Source organism: Phycicoccus jejuensis, from assembly GCF_044797865.1.
In the GTDB taxonomy this organism is placed as follows: Bacteria; Actinomycetota; Actinomycetes; order Actinomycetales; family Dermatophilaceae; genus Phycicoccus; species Phycicoccus jejuensis.
In genome coordinates this window covers 3,602,031-3,621,495 of the sequence record NZ_CP085209.1, presented here as the reverse complement: position 1 = coordinate 3,621,495, position 19,465 = coordinate 3,602,031, and the positions used below count along the sequence as shown (strand labels likewise).

23 protein-coding genes are annotated in these 19,465 nt (G+C 71.8%); 14 read left to right on the top strand and 9 right to left on the bottom strand.

Translation table 11 applies throughout. The features are described 5' to 3' along the window. Positions 1 to 6: 6 nt before the first annotated feature. From LG324_RS17200 to LG324_RS17185, 4 genes are read right to left on the bottom strand one after another with little or no spacing between them, the layout of a single operon-like run. Entirely contained in the window at positions 7 to 846 is an 840-nt protein-coding gene (locus LG324_RS17200; protein WP_404349937.1) for an MOSC domain-containing protein, read from the bottom strand. Further along, complete coding sequence (locus tag LG324_RS17195) at positions 843 to 1,361, bottom strand: beta-class carbonic anhydrase (RefSeq protein ID WP_404349935.1); 519 nt, start codon at positions 1,359 to 1,361, stop codon at positions 843 to 845. The genes LG324_RS17200 and LG324_RS17195 overlap by 4 nt, the downstream gene beginning before the upstream one ends. Beyond that, complete coding sequence (locus LG324_RS17190; protein ID WP_404349933.1) at positions 1,358 to 3,061, bottom strand: fumarate hydratase; 1,704 nt, start codon at positions 3,059 to 3,061, stop codon at positions 1,358 to 1,360. Before LG324_RS17190 ends, LG324_RS17195 begins: the two co-directional genes overlap by 4 nt. Beyond that, a complete protein-coding gene (locus tag LG324_RS17185) occupies positions 3,058 to 3,987 on the bottom strand; it encodes a carbohydrate kinase family protein (protein ID WP_404349931.1) in 930 nt (309 codons plus the stop codon). The genes LG324_RS17190 and LG324_RS17185 overlap by 4 nt, the downstream gene beginning before the upstream one ends. Positions 3,988 to 4,114: 127 nt before the next feature. Here LG324_RS17185 and LG324_RS17180 point away from each other — a divergent pair, with 127 nt between their 5' ends. Next, on the top strand, positions 4,115 to 4,672 hold the full coding sequence (locus LG324_RS17180) for a DUF4245 domain-containing protein (protein ID WP_030529494.1): 558 nt from the start codon (positions 4,115 to 4,117) through the stop codon (positions 4,670 to 4,672). Positions 4,673 to 4,996: 324 nt separating this feature from the next. Continuing rightward, positions 4,997 to 5,548, top strand: coding sequence for a dihydrofolate reductase family protein (locus tag LG324_RS17175; RefSeq protein ID WP_030529495.1), 552 nt, complete (start codon positions 4,997 to 4,999; stop codon positions 5,546 to 5,548). A gap of 48 nt (positions 5,549 to 5,596) precedes the next feature. Here the strand turns inward: LG324_RS17175 and LG324_RS17170 are convergent, their stop codons facing one another. Together LG324_RS17170 and LG324_RS17165 are read right to left on the bottom strand one after the other, a co-directional pair. Next, positions 5,597 to 5,830, bottom strand: a complete 234-nt coding sequence (locus LG324_RS17170; protein ID WP_030529496.1) for an exodeoxyribonuclease VII small subunit — start codon at positions 5,828 to 5,830, stop codon at positions 5,597 to 5,599. Between the two features lie 9 nt (positions 5,831 to 5,839). Next, complete coding sequence (locus LG324_RS17165; protein ID WP_404349926.1) at positions 5,840 to 6,388, bottom strand: hypothetical protein; 549 nt, start codon at positions 6,386 to 6,388, stop codon at positions 5,840 to 5,842. 77 nt (positions 6,389 to 6,465) lie between these two features. On the opposite strand from LG324_RS17165, the gene LG324_RS17160 reads away from it, so the two are divergent. Further along, on the top strand, positions 6,466 to 7,065 hold the full coding sequence (locus LG324_RS17160) for a TetR/AcrR family transcriptional regulator (RefSeq protein ID WP_404349924.1): 600 nt from the start codon (positions 6,466 to 6,468) through the stop codon (positions 7,063 to 7,065). A gap of 19 nt (positions 7,066 to 7,084) precedes the next feature. Here LG324_RS17160 and xseA read toward each other — a convergent pair whose 3' ends face one another. After that, positions 7,085 to 8,329, bottom strand: coding sequence for an exodeoxyribonuclease VII large subunit (gene xseA, locus LG324_RS17155; protein ID WP_404349921.1), 1,245 nt, complete (start codon positions 8,327 to 8,329; stop codon positions 7,085 to 7,087). Between the two features lie 82 nt (positions 8,330 to 8,411). Between xseA and LG324_RS17150 the strand changes: the two genes are divergently transcribed. Beyond that, the gene (locus tag LG324_RS17150; protein WP_036830585.1) at positions 8,412 to 9,425 is read left to right on the top strand and encodes a 4-hydroxy-3-methylbut-2-enyl diphosphate reductase; all 1,014 of its coding nucleotides are present in this window, start codon (positions 8,412 to 8,414) and stop codon (positions 9,423 to 9,425) included. A 10-nt stretch (positions 9,426 to 9,435) separates the two neighbouring features. Next, positions 9,436 to 9,891 (top strand): GNAT family N-acetyltransferase, encoded by a 456-nt coding sequence (locus tag LG324_RS17145; protein WP_404349918.1) that lies wholly within the window; start codon positions 9,436 to 9,438, stop codon positions 9,889 to 9,891. Here the strand turns inward: LG324_RS17145 and LG324_RS17140 are convergent. Then, the gene (locus LG324_RS17140) at positions 9,873 to 11,066 is read right to left on the bottom strand and encodes a DNA recombination protein RmuC (RefSeq protein WP_404349915.1); all 1,194 of its coding nucleotides are present in this window, start codon (positions 11,064 to 11,066) and stop codon (positions 9,873 to 9,875) included. The genes LG324_RS17145 and LG324_RS17140 overlap by 19 nt on opposite strands. 9 nt (positions 11,067 to 11,075) lie before the next feature. On the opposite strand from LG324_RS17140, the gene LG324_RS17135 reads away from it, so the two are divergent. The 6 genes from LG324_RS17135 to LG324_RS17110 all read left to right on the top strand — a co-directional run bounded on the left by LG324_RS17135 (position 11,076) and on the right by LG324_RS17110 (position 15,799). Then, positions 11,076 to 11,537, top strand: a complete 462-nt coding sequence (locus tag LG324_RS17135) for a glutathione peroxidase (RefSeq protein WP_404349912.1) — start codon at positions 11,076 to 11,078, stop codon at positions 11,535 to 11,537. Positions 11,538 to 11,557: 20 nt separating this feature from the next. After that, positions 11,558 to 12,205, top strand: coding sequence for a hypothetical protein (locus LG324_RS17130; protein ID WP_030529503.1), 648 nt, complete (start codon positions 11,558 to 11,560; stop codon positions 12,203 to 12,205). A 9-nt stretch (positions 12,206 to 12,214) separates the two neighbouring features. Next, positions 12,215 to 12,730, top strand: a complete 516-nt coding sequence (locus LG324_RS17125) for an NUDIX hydrolase (RefSeq protein WP_036830589.1) — start codon at positions 12,215 to 12,217, stop codon at positions 12,728 to 12,730. Positions 12,731 to 12,864: 134 nt separating this feature from the next. Next, positions 12,865 to 13,221 (top strand): YdeI family protein, encoded by a 357-nt coding sequence (locus LG324_RS17120; protein ID WP_030529505.1) that lies wholly within the window; start codon positions 12,865 to 12,867, stop codon positions 13,219 to 13,221. Positions 13,222 to 13,233: 12 nt separating this feature from the next. Then, complete coding sequence (gene ychF / locus LG324_RS17115; protein WP_404349908.1) at positions 13,234 to 14,319, top strand: redox-regulated ATPase YchF; 1,086 nt, start codon at positions 13,234 to 13,236, stop codon at positions 14,317 to 14,319. A gap of 580 nt (positions 14,320 to 14,899) precedes the next feature. Beyond that, entirely contained in the window at positions 14,900 to 15,799 is a 900-nt protein-coding gene (locus LG324_RS17110; RefSeq protein ID WP_404349906.1) for a transposase, read from the top strand. Between the two features lie 125 nt (positions 15,800 to 15,924). Here LG324_RS17110 and LG324_RS17105 read toward each other — a convergent pair whose 3' ends face one another. Next, entirely contained in the window at positions 15,925 to 16,479 is a 555-nt protein-coding gene (locus LG324_RS17105) for a DUF1697 domain-containing protein (protein WP_404349903.1), read from the bottom strand. A gap of 556 nt (positions 16,480 to 17,035) precedes the next feature. Between LG324_RS17105 and LG324_RS17100 the strand changes: the two genes are divergently transcribed. The 3 genes from LG324_RS17100 (at position 17,036) to LG324_RS17090 (ending at position 19,432) form a co-directional block, all read left to right on the top strand. Then, on the top strand, positions 17,036 to 17,659 hold the full coding sequence (locus LG324_RS17100) for a uracil-DNA glycosylase (RefSeq protein WP_404349900.1): 624 nt from the start codon (positions 17,036 to 17,038) through the stop codon (positions 17,657 to 17,659). A 134-nt stretch (positions 17,660 to 17,793) separates the two neighbouring features. Next, entirely contained in the window at positions 17,794 to 18,063 is a 270-nt protein-coding gene (locus LG324_RS17095; RefSeq protein WP_404349898.1) for a hypothetical protein, read from the top strand. Positions 18,064 to 18,361: 298 nt separating this feature from the next. Next, positions 18,362 to 19,432: a transposase gene (locus LG324_RS17090; protein WP_404349896.1), complete on the top strand. Its 1,071-nt coding sequence runs from the start codon at positions 18,362 to 18,364 to the stop codon at positions 19,430 to 19,432. The last annotated feature ends 33 nt before the right edge of the window (positions 19,433 to 19,465 follow it).

Here is a 19,465-nt window from a genome sequence, read left to right as displayed (position 1 = left end):
ACGAACCTACCGGGCGGGCCGGACCTCGTCGCCGACGCGGACCTCGCCCGTGGACACCGGCACGAGCTGGACGGCGAACCACGTCGCGCCCTCCCAGCGCCGGTGGCGGGCGAGCGTGCGGATCGGCTCGTGGCCGCGCTCGCGGGTGGCGGGGTCGAGGGTGGTCATGACGCAGCGGTCGACCGGCTTGACGACGCGGAAGGTGACGGCGCCGACGGTGACCGCGCTCCAGCCGTCCTCCTCGAAGGGCTCGAGGTCGCCGTCGACGACGAGGTTGGGCCGGAAGCGGTCGATGCCGATGGTGGTCGGCTCCTCGCCGCGCTCGAGCGCGGTCTCCGCGACCCAGTCGCCGAGCCGCCGGAGCGAGGCCGCCGACGCGAGCGTGACCGGGTAGCCGTCGGCGAAGGCGGTCGCCTCGCCGGGGCGGGCGTGCGTCGGGTTGAGCGGTCGCGGGTCGGCGACGTGCACGAGCCGGACGTCGGTGCGCCGCAGGGCATCCCGCAGCCAGGCGTGGGCGGCGTCCTCGGCCACGCGACCGGTGAGCGCCCGCCCGTGGACGGTCACGGGGACCGGCTCGCCGTGCGGGGGCTCGACGAGGAGGTCGTCGGCGCCGTCCGCGCGCAGCCGCAGCGCGGCGCCGAGGCCGGGGTCGGTGCCCGGGGTGTCGGCGGTCAGGGCGAAGAGGGCGTGCTCCTCGCGGGCGGTCAGGCACTCGCCGTCGGGCGTGACGACCATCCAGCGGCGGTCGTCACGCAGACCCCAGGGCTCGACCGTGGCGGCCGGGACGGCGCGGACCGCGGTGCTCTTGACCGGGTGCAGCGCCACCCGTTCCAGCCGGGTGCTCACGCCTGCCGGCTGATGCGCCCGGTGTCGACGTCGTACATGAAGCCGCCGATGAGGGCCCGCTCGCCGATGAGGGGGTGGGAGCGCAGGACGTGGACGTCGTGCTCGAGCGCGGCCTGCTGGTCGGTGACGACGTTGAAGTCGTGCCACGACGCGTCGACCCCGGCCGACTCGCCGACCCGGCGCTGCAGCTCCTCCTCGGTGTTCGAGGCGACGGCGCAACGGGTGTGCGGGACGACGAGGACGCGGTTGACGTTGAGCAGGTGCACCGCGAGGACGATCGCCTCGAGGGCCTGCGGCGTGACGCGCCCGCCGGGGTTGCGGAAGATCTTCGCGTCGCCGGGGTGCAGGCCGAGCATCGCGAGCGGCGCGATCCGGCTGTCCATGCACGTGACGATGGCGATGCCCGCGTGGGCGACGCCGTCGAAGCCGGCGAGGTCGAAGGTCTCGGCGAAGTGCTCGTTGGCGGCGAGCAGGTCGTCGAAGTCGGCGGGCGTGGTGGTGGTGGGCTCGCTCATAGCAGTCCGGTCCTCTTCTCGATGGTGAATGCGACGGGCTTGGTGACGCCGGCGAAGAAGTCCTCGCCCTTGTCGTCGACGACGATGAACGCCGGGAAGTCCTCGACCTCGATCTTCCAGACGGCTTCCATGCCGAGCTCGGGGTACTCGAGCACCTCGACGCTGCGGATGCAGTCCTGGGCGAGGCGCGCGGCCGGGCCGCCGATCGAGCCGAGGTAGAAGCCGCCGTGCGCCTGGCACGCGTCGGTCACCTGCCGGCTGCGGTTGCCCTTGGCGAGCATGACCATCGAGCCGCCCGCGGCCTGGAACTGCTCGACGTAGGAGTCCATCCGGCCGGCGGTCGTCGGGCCGAACGAGCCCGACGGCATCCCCTCGGGGGTCTTGGCCGGGCCGGCGTAGTAGACGGGGTGGTCCTTGAGGTACTGCGGCATCGGCTCGCCGGCGTCGAGGCGCTCCTTGATCTTCGCGTGGGCGATGTCGCGGGCGACGACGAGCGGGCCGGTGAGGCTCAGCCGGGTCTTGACGGGGTACTTCGTCAGCTCGGCGAGGATCTCGTCCATCGGCCGGTTGAGGTCGATCGGCACGACCGCGCCGGCTCCGGTGCCGCTGACGCCCTCGGCGTCCTCGAGGCCCTCGTGGGTCGTGTCGGGGAGGAAGCGGGCGGGGTCGGTCTCGAGCTGCTCGATGAAGACGCCCTCGGGGGTGATCTTGCCGAGGACCTGGCGGTCGGCCGAGCACGAGACGGCGATGGCGACGGGGAGGCTGGCGCCGTGGCGGGGGAGCCGGACGACGCGGACGTCGTGGCAGAAGTACTTGCCGCCGAACTGCGCGCCGATGCCGAACTCGCGCGTCAGCTCGAGCACGCGCTCCTCGAGCTCGGTGTCGCGGAAGCCGTGGCCGGTGGCGGGGTCGCCCTGCTTGGGCAGCTGGTCGAGGTACTTCGCGCTGGCGTACTTGGCTGTCTTGAGGGCGAACTCGGCGCTCGTACCGCCGATGACGATGGCCAGGTGATACGGCGGGCAGGCGGCGGTGCCGAGGCCGCGGAGCTTCTCGTCGAGGAAGCGCATCATCGCGTCCGGGTTGAGGATCGCCTTCGTCTCCTGGAAGAGGAAGGACTTGTTGGCGCTGCCGCCGCCCTTGGCCATGAAGAGGAACTTGTACGTCGTCTCGTGGCCGGGCGTGGTGTCGGCGTAGAGCTCGACCTGGGCCGGCAGGTTGGAGCCGGTGTTCTTCTCCTCCCAGGTCGTCACCGGGGCCATCTGGCTGTAGCGCAGGTTGAGGCGCGTGTAGGCGTCGTAGACACCGCGGCTCACGGCGGCCTCGTCGGTGCCCTCGGTGAGCACGTGCTGCCCGCGCTTGCCCATGACGATGGCGGTGCCGGTGTCCTGGCACATCGGCAGCACGCCTCCGGCGGCGATGTTCGCGTTCTTCAGCAGGTCGAGCGCCACGAACTTGTCGTTGTTGCTCGCCTCGGGGTCGTCGAGGATGTTCGCCAGCTGCTGCAGGTGCGCGGGGCGCAGGTAGTGGGCGATGTCGTGCATCGCGGTCTCGGTCAGCAGGCGCAGCGCCTCGGGGGCGACCTGGAGGAAGCGCCGGCCGCCCGGGCCGTCGACGGTCTCGACGCCATCGGTCGTCAGCAGCCGGTACGGGGTCTCGTCGGCCCCGACGGGCAGCAGGTCCTCGTAGGCGAAGTCGGTCATCGGATCTCCTCCCGGGTGGGGGCGTAGGCGCCGGCGTGGCGGACGGTGACCCCGCTCGTGGCGAGGGCGCGCTCGACGGCGGGGTCGACGTCGTCGAGGGTGGCGCGGGCGAGGCGCTCGCGGGCGTCGGGGCTGCCGAGCAGCCCCGTGTCGAGGAGACCGGACACGAGGCCGGCCATGAAGGAGTCGCCGGCGCCGACGGTGTCGACGACGTCCTTGATGCGGGCCGGCGCGCGGCCCTCCTCGCCGGACGCGGCGCGCCAGACGACGCCGTCACCGCCGAGGGTCACGACCGTCAGCGACGCGCCGAGGTCGGCCCACCGGGCCATGACGGCGGAGGGGGAGTCGCCCGGGTAGAGCCACTCGAGGTCGTCCTCGGAGCACTTGACGACGTCGGAGAGGCCGACGAGGTGCTCGACCCGGGGGCGGACGTCGGCGACGTCGCCCATGATCGTCGGGCGCACGTTGGGGTCGTACGAGACGGTGCCCTGGGCGCCTGCCCGGCGCATCGCGTCCTCGACCTCGGCGTCGCCCGGCGTGAGGGTCGTGGCGATCGACCCGGTGTGCAGGTGGCCGGTGCCGTCGGGCAGCTGCACCGGCGGGAGGTCCCAGTGCAGGTCGAAGACGTAGGAGGCCGCGCCGTGCTCGTCGATGGTCGCGAGGGCGGTCGAGGTCGGGTGGTGCGGGCTGCGGCTGCCGGGCAGCAGGTGCGCGCCGCTGGCCTCCACGTGCTCGGCGCAGCGGGCGCCGCGGGCGTCCTCGCCGACGAGGCACGCGACGTGGGTGTCGTGGCCCAGCCGGGCGAGACCCACCGCGACGTTTGCGGGCGAGCCCCCGACGTGCTCGGCCGACCGCCCGTCGGGGTAGCTGACGATGTCGACGAGGAGCTCGCCGACGACGACGACCGGCGGCGCGGAGGCGCTCACGGCATCCCAACCTCTCTGGCGGCTGCTGACGGGCCCGCCCGTGGCCGGCACGGTCGAGGGCGGCGTGTCGAACCCTATCGTCGGCACCGATTGGGCGTCTGCGCCGCCCGTCGGCGACGATGGGGGAGTGAGCACCCCGACCGCCCCGAAGAGCCGCTACTCGATGGGGTCGACGAAGAACCTCGTCCTGTCGCTGCTCGCGGTGCTGGGGATGGTGCTCGTGCTGGTCTTCATGGTGCCGCGGGTCGACCGGGTCGGGGGGCCCGTCGTCGACGTCGCGACGAAGGCGCAGGAGATCCGGACGTCCTCGGGCTGGCCGATCGTCGAGCCGGAGGGGCTGCCGAGCGGCTGGTCGCCGACCTCGGTCCGGTACGTGCCGGTGACCGACGGCTTCCGGACCTGGCACGTCGGCTACCAGACGCCGTCCGGCACGTTCGTCGCCGTCGAGCAGACGAAGGACCCCAGCCGCGGGTGGATCTCGGCGCAGACCAACCGGGCCCCGCGCGAGGGGACGGTCGAGGTGGCGGGGCGCACGTGGGAGAAGTTCGTCCGCGACAACAAGGTGCAGAACAGCCTGCTGTACGTCCCGCCGACCGGGTCGGGCGAGCTCGCGACGCTCATCACGGGCACCGCGACCTTCGAGGACATGGAGACGTACATCGAGTCGCTCCAGCCGGTGCGCTGACGCAGCCGGCGCGGATCGAGGTCCGCGCTCACGCCGGTGCCCGCGCGCGGAAGGGTCCGGGCCTGGTGTGCACGTCCGGCCGCTGTCGTTCGCTCCCGTCCCTGACGCACGCAGGATGAGCGGTCAGGCGCGACCGTTCGTCCCGGTTGCTCCGCCATCGGGAGCGAACGACAGTGACTGTCCGAAGGGTGTGCTGACGGGGGCCGGCCGCCTCGACCGGGCAGGCCTGCGGTCGCCGCATGCCCGAGCGATGAGTTCGCGGTGGCGGGGTGGTCCATCCGTGCGACAGCATCCACGCCACCCGCACGACCACCGGAGGACCCCATGACCCGCCTCGTCACCGCCCACCTCTTCCACGCCGTCAACGGCGTCGTCGAGTCCCCCGACCAGTGGCAGTTCGGCCACTTCGGCCCCGAGGAGGGCGAGATGATGGGCCGCACCCTGGCGAACGTCACCGACGTCGTGATCGGCCGCAAGCTCTGGCAGGAGTGGTCCGAGTTCTGGCCCGCAGCCGCCGAGGGCGACCCCTTCGCCGCGTTCGTCAACCCGGTCCGCAAGCACGTCGTCTCGAGCACGCTCGGGGACGACCTCGGCTGGAACAGCACCCGCATCGACGGCGACCCGCTGGACCACGTCCGCGCCCTGCGCGAGGGCGACGGTGGCGACATCGCGGTCGTCGGCGGCGTCGAGACCGTTCGCTCGCTGTTCCTCGGCGGGGTGGTCGACCGGCTGACGCTCACCACGCACCCGGTCGTCGGTGCCGGGCGGCGGCTCTTCGGGGACGACGTGCCCGTGACGCGCCTCGAGCTGCTCGAGTCCACCGCGACCTCGGCCGGCAACGTCGTCACGACCTACGGCCTGCGCACCGCCGATTGACACGCGTCGCCGGCGTCACCCGAGGCGGAGGGGGCCGGCCCGCGGGCCTCAGTCCTGCGGGCCGGCGACGCGCTGCTCGGCCTGGTCGAGCCAGCGGCCGCAGTGCGCCGCGAGCGCCTCGCCGCGCTCCCACAGCACCATGCTCTCCTCGATGCCGACCTGCCCGCTCTCGAGCCGGGCGACGATGTCGACCAGCTCGTCCCGCGCCTGCTCGTACCCCAGCTCGGCGACGTCGGCGTTCGCGCCGGTGCCGGCGTCGGGGGCGGGGGCGTCCTTCGGCATGCCGCGAGACTACCGACGCCCACCGACCCCCGCCGGTCGAGGGCGCACGGAGTAGCTGAGGCTGATGACCCCGTCGACCGCCACGACGAGCGACCAGAGGCGCAGCGTCCCGAGCAGCGCCTCCGTCCGGGCCGCGTCCCCGATGACGAGGATGCCGACCCCGAGGAGCGACGCCCCCACCGCGTACGCGACGAGGTGACGCAGGAAGCCGCGGCGCTCGCGCGCCGCGTGCGCCCGTCCGGCGCGGGGGCGAGGGGCCGGGGCGGGGCTGCCCGCGAACCGGTGCGCGAAGCGTTCGTCGGCCCAGCGGACCATCGAGTGCCCGAAGCCCACCGAGACCCCGAGGTAGACGGCGGCGAGGGCGTGCGCCGTCGTCGCGGTGGCGCCGCCGCGCAGGTCGAGCACGGTCGCGACGAGCAGCACGAGGTCGACGAGCGGCGCGGCGACGAGCAGCCACCCGCCGACTTGGGGACGGCGCAGCAGGTAGCGCGTGGCGAGCCCCGCGAGGACGAGGACCCAGAACAGGACCTCGCAGGTGACGATGACGGCGACGAGCACAGTGCGTCCCTCCCGATTTGTTGGTACGACCGTACCAAATAGATGGACCCGCCGCCCCGGGCTGCTAGACAGGGTCCGTGCCCAGGGTCGTCGACCAGGAGGCGCGCCGGCAGCTCATCGCCGACGCGCTGCTGGCCGTCGTGCGCCGGGACGGGATCGGTGCGGTGTCCGTCCGGTCCGTGGCGGCGCAGGCAGGCCTGTCCGTCGGCTCGATGCGGCACACGGCCGCAAGCCAGGACGACCTCGTGGCCTTCGCGATGCACGCCGTCGCCGACCGGGTCGGGGCCCGGGTGGCGGCCCGCGTCGGCGGGTGGGACGCCGCCCACGCCCCGGACCTCGACGACCTCGTCGACCTCTGCGGGGAGGTGCTGCCACTCGACGACGAGCGGCGCGCCGAGGCCGCGGTCTGGCTCGAGCTCGTCACCCTGGCCCGCACCGCCCCGCGGCTCGCCGAGGTGTCGACGCAGGCGCACCTCGGCATCCGCTCCCTCGTCGACAGGGTCGTCGCCGCCCTGCTGCCGGCGGCCGACCCCGCGCGCCACGAGGCCGAGGCCACCCGGCTGCACGCCCTCCTCGACGGCCTCGCGCTGCACGTCGTGCTCCAGCCGGAGGTCACCGACCACCGGGGCGTGCGTGCGGTCGTCCGGCACCACCTCGCCGGGCTCGCCGCGGGCTGAGCTGCCGGCGACCGCGGTGTCAGGACCCGACGACGCGGACCCCGAAGTCCCCACGGGCGACACGGACCCGCAGCAGCTCGTCGGGTGCGAGGTCGGCGGGGTCGGTGACGAGGCCGCCGCCGACCTGCTGCACGACCGCGTACCCGCGGTCCAGCGTCGACTGCGGTGAGAGCGCCCGGGCCTGCGCGCGGAGGTGGTCGACCCGGTCGCGCTGCCGGTGCAGCCCGGCCTCGACCCGGTGCAGCGCGCGGGAGCGCAGCGCCTCGACCACCTCGCGCTGTGAGCGCAGGAACGCCCCCTTGTCGGCGAGGACCGGGCGGCTCGCGAGCTCGGCGAGGCGGCGCCGCTCGTGGTGCAGCCGTCCGCCGACGGCCCGGTGCCCGCGCTCACGGGCGACCTCGAGCCCGCGCCGCTCGGCGACGGCGTCCGGGACGATCGCCTTCGCGGCGTCCGTCGGGGTGGAGGCGCGGTGGTCGGCGACGAGGTCGAGCAGCGGGGTGTCGACGTCGTGCCCGATCGCGCTGACGACCGGGGTGGTCGCGGCGGCGACGGCGCGCAGCATCGTCTCGTTGGAGAACGGCAGGAGGTCCTCGACGCCCCCGCCCCCGCGGGCGATGACGACGACGTCGACCTCGGGGTGGGCGTCGAGCTCGGCGAGGGCGGCGGTCACCTCCGCCACCGCGTTGGTGCCCTGCACCGCGACCTGCCGGATCTCGAACCGTGCGCTCGGCCAGCGGCGCCGCGTGTTCTCGACGACGTCCTTCTCGGCGGCGCTGGCCCGGCCGCAGACGAGGCCGATGCGCCGGGGGAGGAAAGGCAACGGGCGCTTGCGGTCGCGGTCGAACAGGCCCTCCTGCCCGAGGTGGCGCTTGAGGTACTCCAGACGCGCCAGCAGCTCGCCGACGCCGACCGGCCGGATCTGGCGGGCGTCCATGACGAGGGAGCCGCGCTGGCTCCAGAACGACGGCTTGGCCTGGAGGACGACCCGGGCCCCCTCGCTGAGCGGACCGGGCATCGCGTCGAGGGCGTTGACGTGGACCGAGCACGAAAGGCTCATGTCGACGTCGGGGTCGCGCAGGGTGAGGAACGCCGTGCGCGCGCCGGGCCGCCGGGTCAGCTGGACGACCTGTCCCTCGACCCAGAGGACCGACATCTTCTCGACGTACTCGCCGATCTTCATCGAGAGCAGGCGGACCGGCCACGGGTTCTCGGCCGTGGTGTCGACCGCCCGCTCGGGCAGGGGTGCGCGCGCCGGGGTGCTCACGGGGGCCACCCTAGGCGGCGGCACCGTCAGCCCGTCCGCCCGCGATGCGGGCCCGGACGAAGGCCCCACCTACGATGGACACATGGCTGAGACGACCAAGCGCGTGCTCCTCGCGGCCCCCCGCGGCTACTGCGCCGGTGTCGACCGGGCCGTCGTCACCGTCGAGAAGGCCCTCGACCTCTACGGCGCCCCCGTCTACGTCCGCAAGGAGATCGTCCACAACAAGCACGTCGTCACGACGCTGCAGCAGCGTGGCGCGATCTTCGTCGACGAGACCGACGAGGTGCCCGAGGGCGCGACCGTCGTCTTCTCGGCGCACGGCGTGGCCCCGGTCGTCCACGAGGAGGCGCGCGCGCTGAGCCTGCGCACCATCGACGCCACCTGCCCGCTCGTCACCAAGGTGCACCGTGAGGCCGTCCGGTTCGCCGACAGCGACTTCGACATCCTCCTCATCGGCCACGAGGGCCACGAGGAGGTCGTCGGCACCGCGGGCGAGGCGCCCGAGCACATCCAGCTCGTCGACGGCCCGGACGACGTCGACAACGTCACCGTCCGCGACCCCGAGAAGGTCGTCTGGCTCAGCCAGACCACGCTCTCGGTCGACGAGACGATGGAGACCGTCCGCCGGCTGCGCGAGCGCTTCCCGAAGCTGCAGGACCCGCCGAGCGACGACATCTGCTACGCGACGCAGAACCGCCAGCTCGCGGTCAAGCAGATGGCCGCCGACTGCGACCTGATGATCGTCGTCGGCTCCCGCAACTCGTCCAACTCGGTGCGCCTCGTCGAGGTCGCGCTCGAGCACGGCACGCGGGCCGGCCACCTCGTCGACTACGCGGACGAGATCGACGAGTCCTGGCTCGACGGCGTCTCGACCGTCGGCGTGACCTCCGGTGCGTCCGTGCCCGAGATCCTCGTCCGCGGCGTGCTCGACTACCTCGCGGCGCGGGGCTTCGAGGACGTCCGCCCGGTCGTCGCCGCCGAGGAGTCGCTGATGTTCGCGCTGCCGAACGAGATCCGGCGCGACCTCAAGGCCGCCGGCATGTCGGACAAGATGCGCCACGACGGCTCGTTCGCCGAGACCAGCGCCCTGCGCTGACCGGCGCGCCGTGGACGACCGGGTCGAGCTCGCGACGACGAGCGCCGGGCTGGCCCTCGCCGGGCGGCTGCTCGACGCGTTCAACACCGAGTACGACGACCCGTCGCCCGGCCCGGACGCCCTCGCCGCGCGGCTCGCGGAGCTGACCGGCCGCGGCGACACCGACGTGCTCCTCGCGGGTGAGCTCGGGGTGGCGGTGGTCCGCTACCGCCCGGCGCTCTGGAGCACGCGCGACGAGGCCTACCTCGCCGAGCTCTGGGTGGCGCCGGCCGCCCGCGGCCACGGCCTCGGGCGGGCCCTGCTGCGGGCCTGCCTCGACCGGGCCCGCGCCCGCGGGTGCGACCTGCTCGACCTCGCGACGAGCGCCGACGACGTCGCGGCCCGAGCCCTCTACGAGAGCGAGGGGCTGTACGCCACGGAGGGACCGGGCGGCCCCACGACGTACCACTACGAGATCGACCTCTGACCCTCCCCGTCGTCGGGGCGCGCCTCGTCGAGCACCAGCTGCGGGCGCGCATCCGGCTCGGTGACGGCGTCGATGAGCTCCTGCGCGGTGAGCGGCCGCGGACCGGTGCGGACCGGCTCGAGGACGGACAGCTCGTCGGTGACGACCTCGAGGTCGCGCATCCGCCGGGCGGTGACGAGCACGCGCGACTCGAGCGCCCCGACCATCGCGTTGTACGCCTCGACGCTCGACTGGAGCGAACGGCCGACCTTGGCCGTGTGCGCGCCGAGCGTGCCGAGCCGGCCGTAGAGCTCGCGGCCGAGGTCGAGCAGCTCACGGGCGCTCTGCGAGAGGGCGTCCTGCTGCCACGTGAACGCCACGGTGCGCAGCAGGGCCATGAGCGAGGCCGGGCCGACGAGCACGACCCGGCGAGCCAGCGCCTTCTCGTGCAGCGCCGGCTGGGCGGCGAGAGCAGCGGCGAGCATCGCGTCGCTCGGGACGAAGCAGACGACCATCTCGGGGCCGTCGCGGAAGGCGGCCCAGTACTCCTTGGCGGCCAGGGTCGCGACGTGGCCCGCGACGGCGTCGGCGTGCCGGCGCAGCAGCGCGGTGCGCTCGTCGTCGGTCAGCTCCTCGGCCTGCGCGTCGAGGAAGTGCGTCATCGGCGCCTTGGCGTCGACGACGAGCGACTTGCCACCGGGGAGGCGCACGACGACGTCGGGGCGGACCTGCCGGTCGTGCGGCCCGAGGACGCCGACCTGCTCCTCGAAGTCGCAGCGCGAGAGCATCCCCGAGGCCTCGAGGACGCGGCGCAGCTGGACCTCTCCCCACGCGCCACGCACCGACGACGAGCGCAGCGACCCGGCGAGCGAGGCGGTGGCCCGGCCCAGGCCCTGCGTCTCGGCCTCGACCCGGCCGAGCAGCGCCCGCAGCGAGCCGTACTGCTGCGACCGGTCGCGCTCGAGGACACCCACGTGCTCCTCGACGCGCACCAGGGCGTCCTTGAGCGGCGCCAGCAGGGCCGCGGTCTCCATGTCCTCGGCGAGCGAGGTCTCGAGGTCGAGCACCCGCTCGCGCAGCAGGTTGCGCTCGGTCTCGATCCCCGCCACCGCCGCCCGGTGCACGAGCCGCGCGAGCAGCCACGCCACGACCGCGCCGACGACCAGCCCCAGCACGCCCCACGTCATCCCGTCCATGCGAGGACCATGGCAGAGCCCTCCGACAGGCCCGGCAATCCGCCGCGCGCCGCGAGTCCGAACCTCCACCCGGTCGACACCGCGTCTCAGTGCGGCGTCACGCCCCAGGACGACGGCCTCGAGGCGCTCTGGCAGGAGTACAAGGACCGCGGCCTCGTCGTCCTCGGCTTCCCGTGCAACCAGTTCGGCGGCCAGGAGCCGGGCAGCGCCGAGGACATCGGCGAGTTCTGCCGCGTCAACCACGGCGTGACCTTCCCGCTGTTCGCCAAGGTCGAGGTCAACGGCGACGACGCCCACCCGCTCTTCCGGTGGCTGCGCCACGAGGCACGCGGCGGCCTCGGCAGCGAGAAGATCAAGTGGAACTTCACGAAGTTCCCCGTCGGGCGCGACGGCACGCCGATCAAGCGGTTCGGCTCCAGCACCAAGCCCGAGAAGCTGCGCGGCGCCATCGAGAAGGCCCTCGCCGCCTGAGCCGTCCTAGGCTCGCGGGCATGCCCGAGAGCGCCGAGGAGTACGCCGCCCGCGTCGTTGCCGCGCAGGACCGCGACGGTCGCCTGCCGGTCGGGGGCCAGGAGGTCCTCGGGTGGGACGTGTTCCCCTTCGAGGTCGACGGCCTCCGGGCCAAGGTCGGGCCCGTCCTCGTCGACGTCGAGCCGCCGCGACGCGGCGAGGATCCGAGCGGCTGCCACTGCCGCGAGGCGGCGATGGAGGGTCCGGCCGCGACCGGCGACTGGGCCGCCGTCTGGGAGGGGGTGGGCTGGCGGGTCAAGGTCGCCCCGCCGTCGGGCTCGCCGCTGGTTCTCGTCGCCGAGCCCCTCGAGCACCTCGACGTCGATGCGCTGAGCGACGACCTCGCGGCGGCCCTGGGGCGCCTGCAGGTGGCGCTCGTCGGCGCCGTCGAGGCGCTGCCCTCCGTGGGCCGCTGCCACGTGCTGCGGCTCGGGGACGGTGGCGCCCACGCCCACGTGTGGTTCGTCGCCCGCCCCGCGCGGATGCCGCAGCTGCGCGGGTCGTTCATGGTGGTCTGGGACGACCTGCTCCCGCCGGTCCCGGCAGAGGTGCGGGACGCCAACGCGGCCTTCGTCGTCGAGCGGCTCGTCCGGCGGCTCGGCGGCCGGGCCGTCACCGCGCTCGCGTAGGGTCACGGCATGGCGCGACGCGAGGAGACCGAGGCCGAGCGCCTGCGGCGGATCGCCATCCTCAACGCCCGGCTGCCCAAGAAGCGCAACATCGCGCAGGGGCTGCTGCGCAACCCGGCCGGCGAGGTCCTCCTGTGCGAGCTGTCGTACAAGAAGGAGTGGGACCTGCCCGGCGGCGTCGTCGACCCGGGGGAGCCGCCCGCCCTCACCGTCGCCCGCGAGGTCGACGAGGAGCTGGGGCTCGAGGTCGCCGTGGGTGGTCTCGTCGCCGTCAACTGGCTGCCGCCGTGGCGCGGCTGGGACGACGCCCACCTCTTCCTCTTCGACCTCGGCGTCTTCGAGGGCGAGCTCGACCCCGCCCGCTTCCTGCCCCGCGAGATCGCCGGCGCCCACTGGGTCCGGCCCGAGGCCGCGGCCGAGCACGTGGCCCCGTACACCGCGCGGATGCTCGAGGTCGTCGCCGGATGGACCCCCGGCACGACGCTCTACCTCGAGAACAGCGAGCCGGCCGGGGGAGCGACGTGAACGGCGAGCACCGCGTCGCCCTGATGCTGCTCGGCGGGCTCGTCCTCGTGAGCCTCGGCATCCTCGGCTACATCCTCGTCTCCGCCCTCACCGCCTGAGCGGCGGCTGTCACCGCGTCGCCCTACCGTCGGGTCATGACCCCGTCCGAGCCGGTCCTCGAGTTCCCCGACCGCGACGCTCTCTGGGCGTGGCTCACCGCCCACCACGAGAGCGATCCGGGAGGCTGGGTGCGCCTGGCCCGGGCCCGGTCGGGCCTGCGCAGCGTCACCTTCGAGGAGCTGCTCGAGGCCGGCATCGCCTTCGGGTGGAGCGAGAGCACCCGCCGCCGGTACGACGAGCGGTCCTACCTCCAGCGCTTCACCCCGCGACGCGGGCGCGGGACGACGTCCGAGCGCAACCGCCGCATCGCGGAGCGGCTGGAGGCGCAGGGCCGGATGACGCCGGCCGGGCGCCGGGCCCTGGCGGTCGGGGCGACGCCCGGGGCTCGGTAGACTCCTCGTCCCGTGGCACTCACCATCGGAATCGTCGGTCTCCCCAACGTCGGCAAGTCGACGATGTTCAACGCGCTGACGAAGAACGACGTCCTGGCGGCGAACTACCCGTTCGCGACGATCGACCCCAACGTCGGCGTCGTCCCGCTCCCGGACGCCCGCCTGCAGCGCCTGGCCGAGATCTTCGGCAGCGAGAAGATCCTCCCCGCCACCGTCTCCTTCGTCGACATCGCCGGCATCGTCCGCGGCGCGTCCGAGGGGGAGGGGCTGGGCAACAAGTTCCTCGCCAACATCCGTGAGGCCGACGCCATCTGCCAGGTCGTCCGCGCCTTCGAGGACGGCGACGTCGTGCACGTCGACGGCCAGGTCTCGCCCGAGTCGGACATGGAGACCATCCACACCGAGCTCGTCCTCGCCGACCTCCAGACCCTCGAGAAGGCCGTCGCCCGTCTCGAGAAGGAGGCGCGGATCAAGAAGGAGTCCAAGCCGCTCCTCGAGAACGCGCTGGCGGCCCAGAAGGTGCTCGAGGAGGGCAAGACCCTCTACGCGCACGGGGCCGCCGCTGGCGTCGACCTCGGGATGGCCGCCGGCCTCGGGCTGCTGACGACCAAGCCGTTCATCTACGTCTTCAACCTCGACGAGGACCAGCTCGGCGACACCGACCTTCACGCCCGGCTCGCGGCCCTCGTCGCGCCGGCCGAGGCGGTCTTCCTCAACGCCAAGCTCGAGATGGACCTCATGGAGATGTCCCCCGAGGACGCCCAGGAGATGCTCGAGTCCTTCGGCGCCGAGGAGTCCGGCCTGGACCAGCTCGCGCGGGTCGGCTTCCACACCCTCGGCCTGCAGACCTACCTGACCGCCGGCCCGAAGGAGTCGCGCGCCTGGACCATCCGCCAGGGCTGGACCGCGCCGCAGGCCGCCGGGGTCATCCACACCGACTTCCAGCGCGGCTTCATCAAGGCCGAGATCGTGTCGTTCTCCGACCTCGACGAGCTCGGCTCGATGGCCGCCGCGAAGGCCGCCGGCAAGGCGCGCATGGAGGGCAAGGACTACGTCATGCAGGACGGCGACGTCGTCGAGTTCCGCTTCAACGTCTGAATAGACGCGTTTGCGCAGGTCAGAGTGGGTACGACCCCTCGCAGTCCGCACACAGTCCGCAAGAAGTTCAGCGCGATGTGCTCGATCTGCCCGTTCTGAGGGCCTATGTCCGGACCCCGCTGCGGCCATGTGATCCGCCCATGAGGTGACCCTTGGGCGGCGAAGAGACTGTGAGGATCGCCAGCGCAGCCTGAAGGTGCTGGGCTGTGGTTGGTGACCGCGGGTGTGACCCCCGAAGAGACTGGCCTTTGTGCCTTATTGCGACCTGTCCGGTCGTGGTCACCGGCCCCGGCCCGGTTGGAGGAGCTGGCCTGATCAGGAGCTTGACCACCTGGCGTTAGCGTCGCCGGGCGTGTCTCATCACAGTCCTGCCGAGCCTCCATCCCGGACCGGAACCACGTCCCGTCCGGAGAAGGAGAGAACGCATGGACAGTCTGACCGATCTGCGTGAGGTGGTCGATGTCGTCATCGGCGTCGACACGCACGTCCACACCCATTCCGCGGCCGTGGTCGATGCTGCGACCGGTGGTGTCCTCGGCGAGGTCCCGTCGATGCGACAGCGCAGGGCTACGCCGAGCTGGTGGAGTTCGCCAACAACCACCCGGTGTTGCGAGACTGGGCGATCGAGGGGACCAGCGGTCACGGTGCCGGTCTGAGCCGCCACCTGGTGGAGCGCTCGGAGATCGTCATCGAGTTGGACCGTCCGAAGCGAGCTGCACGTCGCAACGGCGCGAAGTCTGATCCGCTTGATGCGATCCGCGCTGCGCGGGAGGCGATGGCCCGACCGCGGTTGGGAACTCCCCGCACCGGGGGCGAACGCCAAGCACTGTCAGTGCTCTTGGCTGCACGCCGCTTCGCGGTCGATGCCTCCACCGAGGCCCAGCAGCAGGTCTTCAGCCTGGTCATCGCAGCACCCGAATCCATCCGGGTCAGGTTCCGCGGCCAGAAGCTTGCCGCGATGCTCAACACCGCCGCCAAGCTGCGTGTCCAGTCATCGTGGGACGTCGAGACGACCAGCACGGTGGTGGCGCTGCGGACCTTGGCTCGTCGGGCGCACGCGATGCTGAAGGAGGCACGCGAGCTTCAGAAGGCGATGGTGGCCATCATCCGCAGCTGGCGTCCCGACTTGCTCGAGGAGTTCGGCGTCGGCCCGATCGTGGCCGCGACGGTGTTGTGCGCCTGGTCCCACCCCGGCCGGATCCACTCCGAGGCGGCATTCGCGATGCTCGCCGGCGTGGCACCGATCCCGGCGAACAGCGGCCAAGTCACCACCCGTCATCGGCTCAACCGTTACGGCGACCGCCAGCTCAACAACGCACTTCACACAGTGGTCGCGAGCCGGATCCAGTACCAGCCAGCCACCCGCGACTACGTCGCACGCCGAACTGCCCAAGGCAAGACCAACCGAGAGATCAAACGCTGCCTCGCCCGCTACGTTGCCCGCGACCTCTATCGGCTCCTCGAAACACGGCCACGGTGACTTGACGAAGGATAGGAGCGTCGTATCTACCGCAGCGGTCAGCTGCTGGGAAGGTGGTCACGGTGCGCATCTGTGATTCACAGCGCTGCGGGGTCGTCGCCGCCGCATCCCTGTTGGCGGCGGAGTCAGCGCTTGGCTACCGTCTCCAGCTTCTTGATGATTCGTTCGACCGTGAGCCAGCTGCGGGTGGTGATGCCGTTCCCGTGGGACGCTTCTAACCAGAGCATGAAGCGCCGGGCTCGCTCGGGCTGACTGTTGTCCGTGATAGCAAGGATGGCGCGAGCGGCTGGGTCGTAGCGGACGACCGTGGCGCCCGGATCCAGTTGGTCGGCGACGACGTCGGGGGCCGAGGGGTCCTTGATGAACGTAGCCGTCAGATAGGTCGTGGACTGGTGAGTCAGGCCCGGGAAGGGATCGCTGTCGACCAACGCGCGCAGTTCCGAGTAGGAGCGCAAGAGGCTTCGGCTCGAGATGCCGAGCTCGAGGGCCAGGGCTTGCTCGATGCGTTGCTCGAGGTCGGGCGCGTCCACGGGGCTACTTCGGAAGACGATGTTGCCGCTGGACACGACGGACGCGACGTCCTCGAACCCAAGCCCTTCGAAGACGCCGCGAAGCTTGTCGTTGGTCATGTTCGTGCCGCTGGGTGCAATGCCGCGAAGGAGGGCTGCGAACAGTGGCATGGCCCCGACCCTAATGACGCCCAGGTAGGCGCGTCACGGAAGGCCAGGCCGGCAGGCGGCGAAGTGATGCACCTTCCCGTTGCAGGTGACGCGGCCGCAAGCCTGAGCAGTACCGTCTGAACCGGACTGACGAGCCGGGGACGAGAGCGGCTTTGCGTTGGTCACTGCCGACCTCGAGGAGTGATGAATGCCTGATTCGGCGACGGACGCGCAGGTGCGGTGGGCTCACAGTTATGACGCGTACCGACGCCTGGCGACGGGCCCTGAGATGCTCGCAACTGTTCTCGAAGGACCACGGGAGGTTTACCGCCGTCAAGGTCGAGTCCCGGACTGGTGCGGTGTGGACCTCCTTAGGGGGTGGGCCTTCTACCTAACCCGAGAGGACCGTCACGGTGGCGGCGGCACCCTGGGTGAGGAGTGGACCGCCGTGCTCCAGCGGCTTCGAGAGCACGAAGCTGCCACTGGTCCCGACCGTCCGCCGCCGGACGCATCTGAACCTGTCGACCTGCCGTCGGTCTTTAGCTCCGAACCCAAACGGCATAAGGACAGTGCGTTCTTGGCTGCCAAGCAGGCACGGCTGTGGGAGGGCCACGTAGCGCCGATCAACCAGTTGGTCGACCGGATCCGTCTGGAGATTGCTCAGGAATGGGCACAGGCCCACCCGAGCGGTGCGCCCCCGGTCTTCGTGCCCTACGTGGACCCCGACTCTGGCGGGATCCAGGCCAGGGTCCTGTTCGTGTTGGAGTCGCCCGCTGGCCCGGCCGCGCTTGGCTCGGGGATGCTCTCTGCCGACAACGACGACGGGACGGCCAAGAACGTCTGGTTGTCCTATCAAGCAAGCGGCATGCCTCGCACCTTTGGGCTGGCTTGGAATGCCGTCCCTTGGTACGTCGGCGATGGGAAGAGGAATCGGACCGTCACATCCACCGATGTGGCCCGTGGCATGGAGTACCTGCGGCAGTTGCTTGACCTTGCACCGGACGTCCGGGTCGTGCTCGCCGTGGGTAGACCGGCGCAAGCTTCGATGGCGAGCGCATACGACGTGTTGGGATCTCGCGGGATACACGTGATCAACGCGCCACATCCCAGTCCCATCCCAGCGGCGGCCACACGGGGGCGCTCCCTCCAGGAGTTCAACGCGGCTGTGGCAGAGGCGTACGCGGAGGCTTCACGGCGGTGACCCCACTCCCTCAGGTGCCGGCTTCATCGAGGGGAGCTGGCGGCGCTGTGACGCGGCCAGCCCAGGGCAGTGGCACGTCCCGGACAGGGGTGACGACGGATGTCAGAAGGCGGGGATGACGGCAGACTGGCGCCATGCGTCAGGTGCTCCGCGTGTACCCGGACTACACGGCCGATCCCGTTTGGGGCTCGGAGGGCATGGTCGACCTCGACCAGTTGAGCATCAGTGACCGACTCCGCCGCGATCTCCGAGAGTGGGCCAGGGATTGGGAGGATCAGCTTGGCCCCGACTTCCGCATCAAGGAGCGAGATCGCTACGAAGCATGGCGTCGCCACGGGCGCCTCCTCTCCAGAGATCTTGCGCGAGAACTGGGTCCGGAGATAGAGGTTCGGTACGACGTGTGAGTTCAGCGACGGATGAAGTGCTCCACTCGCGGCGCTGAGACTGTGAGGATCGCCTTCGCGGCCTGCTGGTGGTGGGCTGTGAGTTGGTGGCCGCGGGTGTGACCCACGCTGAGACTGGCTCAGTGCCTTTGCTGCGACTTGTCCGCCCGCGGTTGCCGGCCCCGGCCCGGCGGAAGGTGCTGGCCTGATCAGGCGCTTGACCACCCGGCGTTAGCGGCGCCGGGCGCGTCTCATCACAGTCCTGCCGAACCTTCGTCCCGGACCGGAACCACGTCCCGTCCGGAGAAGGAGAGAACGCATGGACAGTCTGACCGATCTACGCGAAGTGGTCGATGTCGTCATCGGTGTCGACACCCACGTCCACACCCACTCCGCGGCCGTTGTGGACACCGCGACCGGTGGGGTCCTGGGTCAGGTCACCGTCGAGGCGACAGGCGAGGGCTACGCCGAGCTGGTGGAGTTCGCCAACCAGCATGCGACGTTGCGAGCCTGGGCGATCGAAGGGACCAGCGGCCACGGCGCCGGCCTGAGTCGCCACCTGCTCGCGAGCTCGGAGATCGTCATCGAGCTGGACCGACCGAAGCGGGCCGCGCGCCGCAACGGCGCGAAGTCCGATCCCCTCGATGCGATCCGCGCCGCGCGCGAAGCCATGGCTCGACCCCGGCTGGGAACACCACGCAGCGGAGGCGAACGCCAAGCACTGTCAGTGCTGTTGGCTGCACGCCGTTCCGCGATCAACGCCTCCACCGACGCCCAGCTGCAGGTGTTCAGCTTGGTGATCGCCGGACCCGAACCCATCCGAGCCCGGTTCCGCGGTCAGAAGGTGGCCGCGATGCTCAACACCGCCGCGCACCAACGAGTGCACTCGTCCTGGGACACCGAGACCACCAGCACCGTGGTGGCGCTGCGGGCGTTGGCGCGTCGCGTGCACGCGCTATTGAACGAAGCACGTGCCCACCAGAAGGCGATTGTGGCCATCATCCGTGGCTGGCGTCCTGATCTGCTCGAGGAGTTCGGGGTCGGGCCGATCGTGGCTGCAACGGTGTTGTGCGCCTGGTCCCACCCCGGCCGGATCCACTCCGAGGCCGCCTTCGCGATGCTCGCCGGCGTGGCACCCATCCCGGCCAACAGCGGCCAGGTCACCACCCGGCATCGGCTCAACCGCTACGGCGACCGGCACCTGAACCAGGCACTGCACACCGTGGTCCGGATCCTAATCCAGTACCAGCAGCCACTCGCGACTACGTCGCCCGCCGAACCGCCGAAGGCAGGACCAGCCGCGAGATCAAACGCTGCCTCACCCGCTACGTCGCACGCGACCTCTACCGCCTCCTCGAAAACGGGGCCGCGGCCGCTTGACGAAGCATAGGAGCGTCGCAGGTGGCCAGGGCAGGAGTGTCTG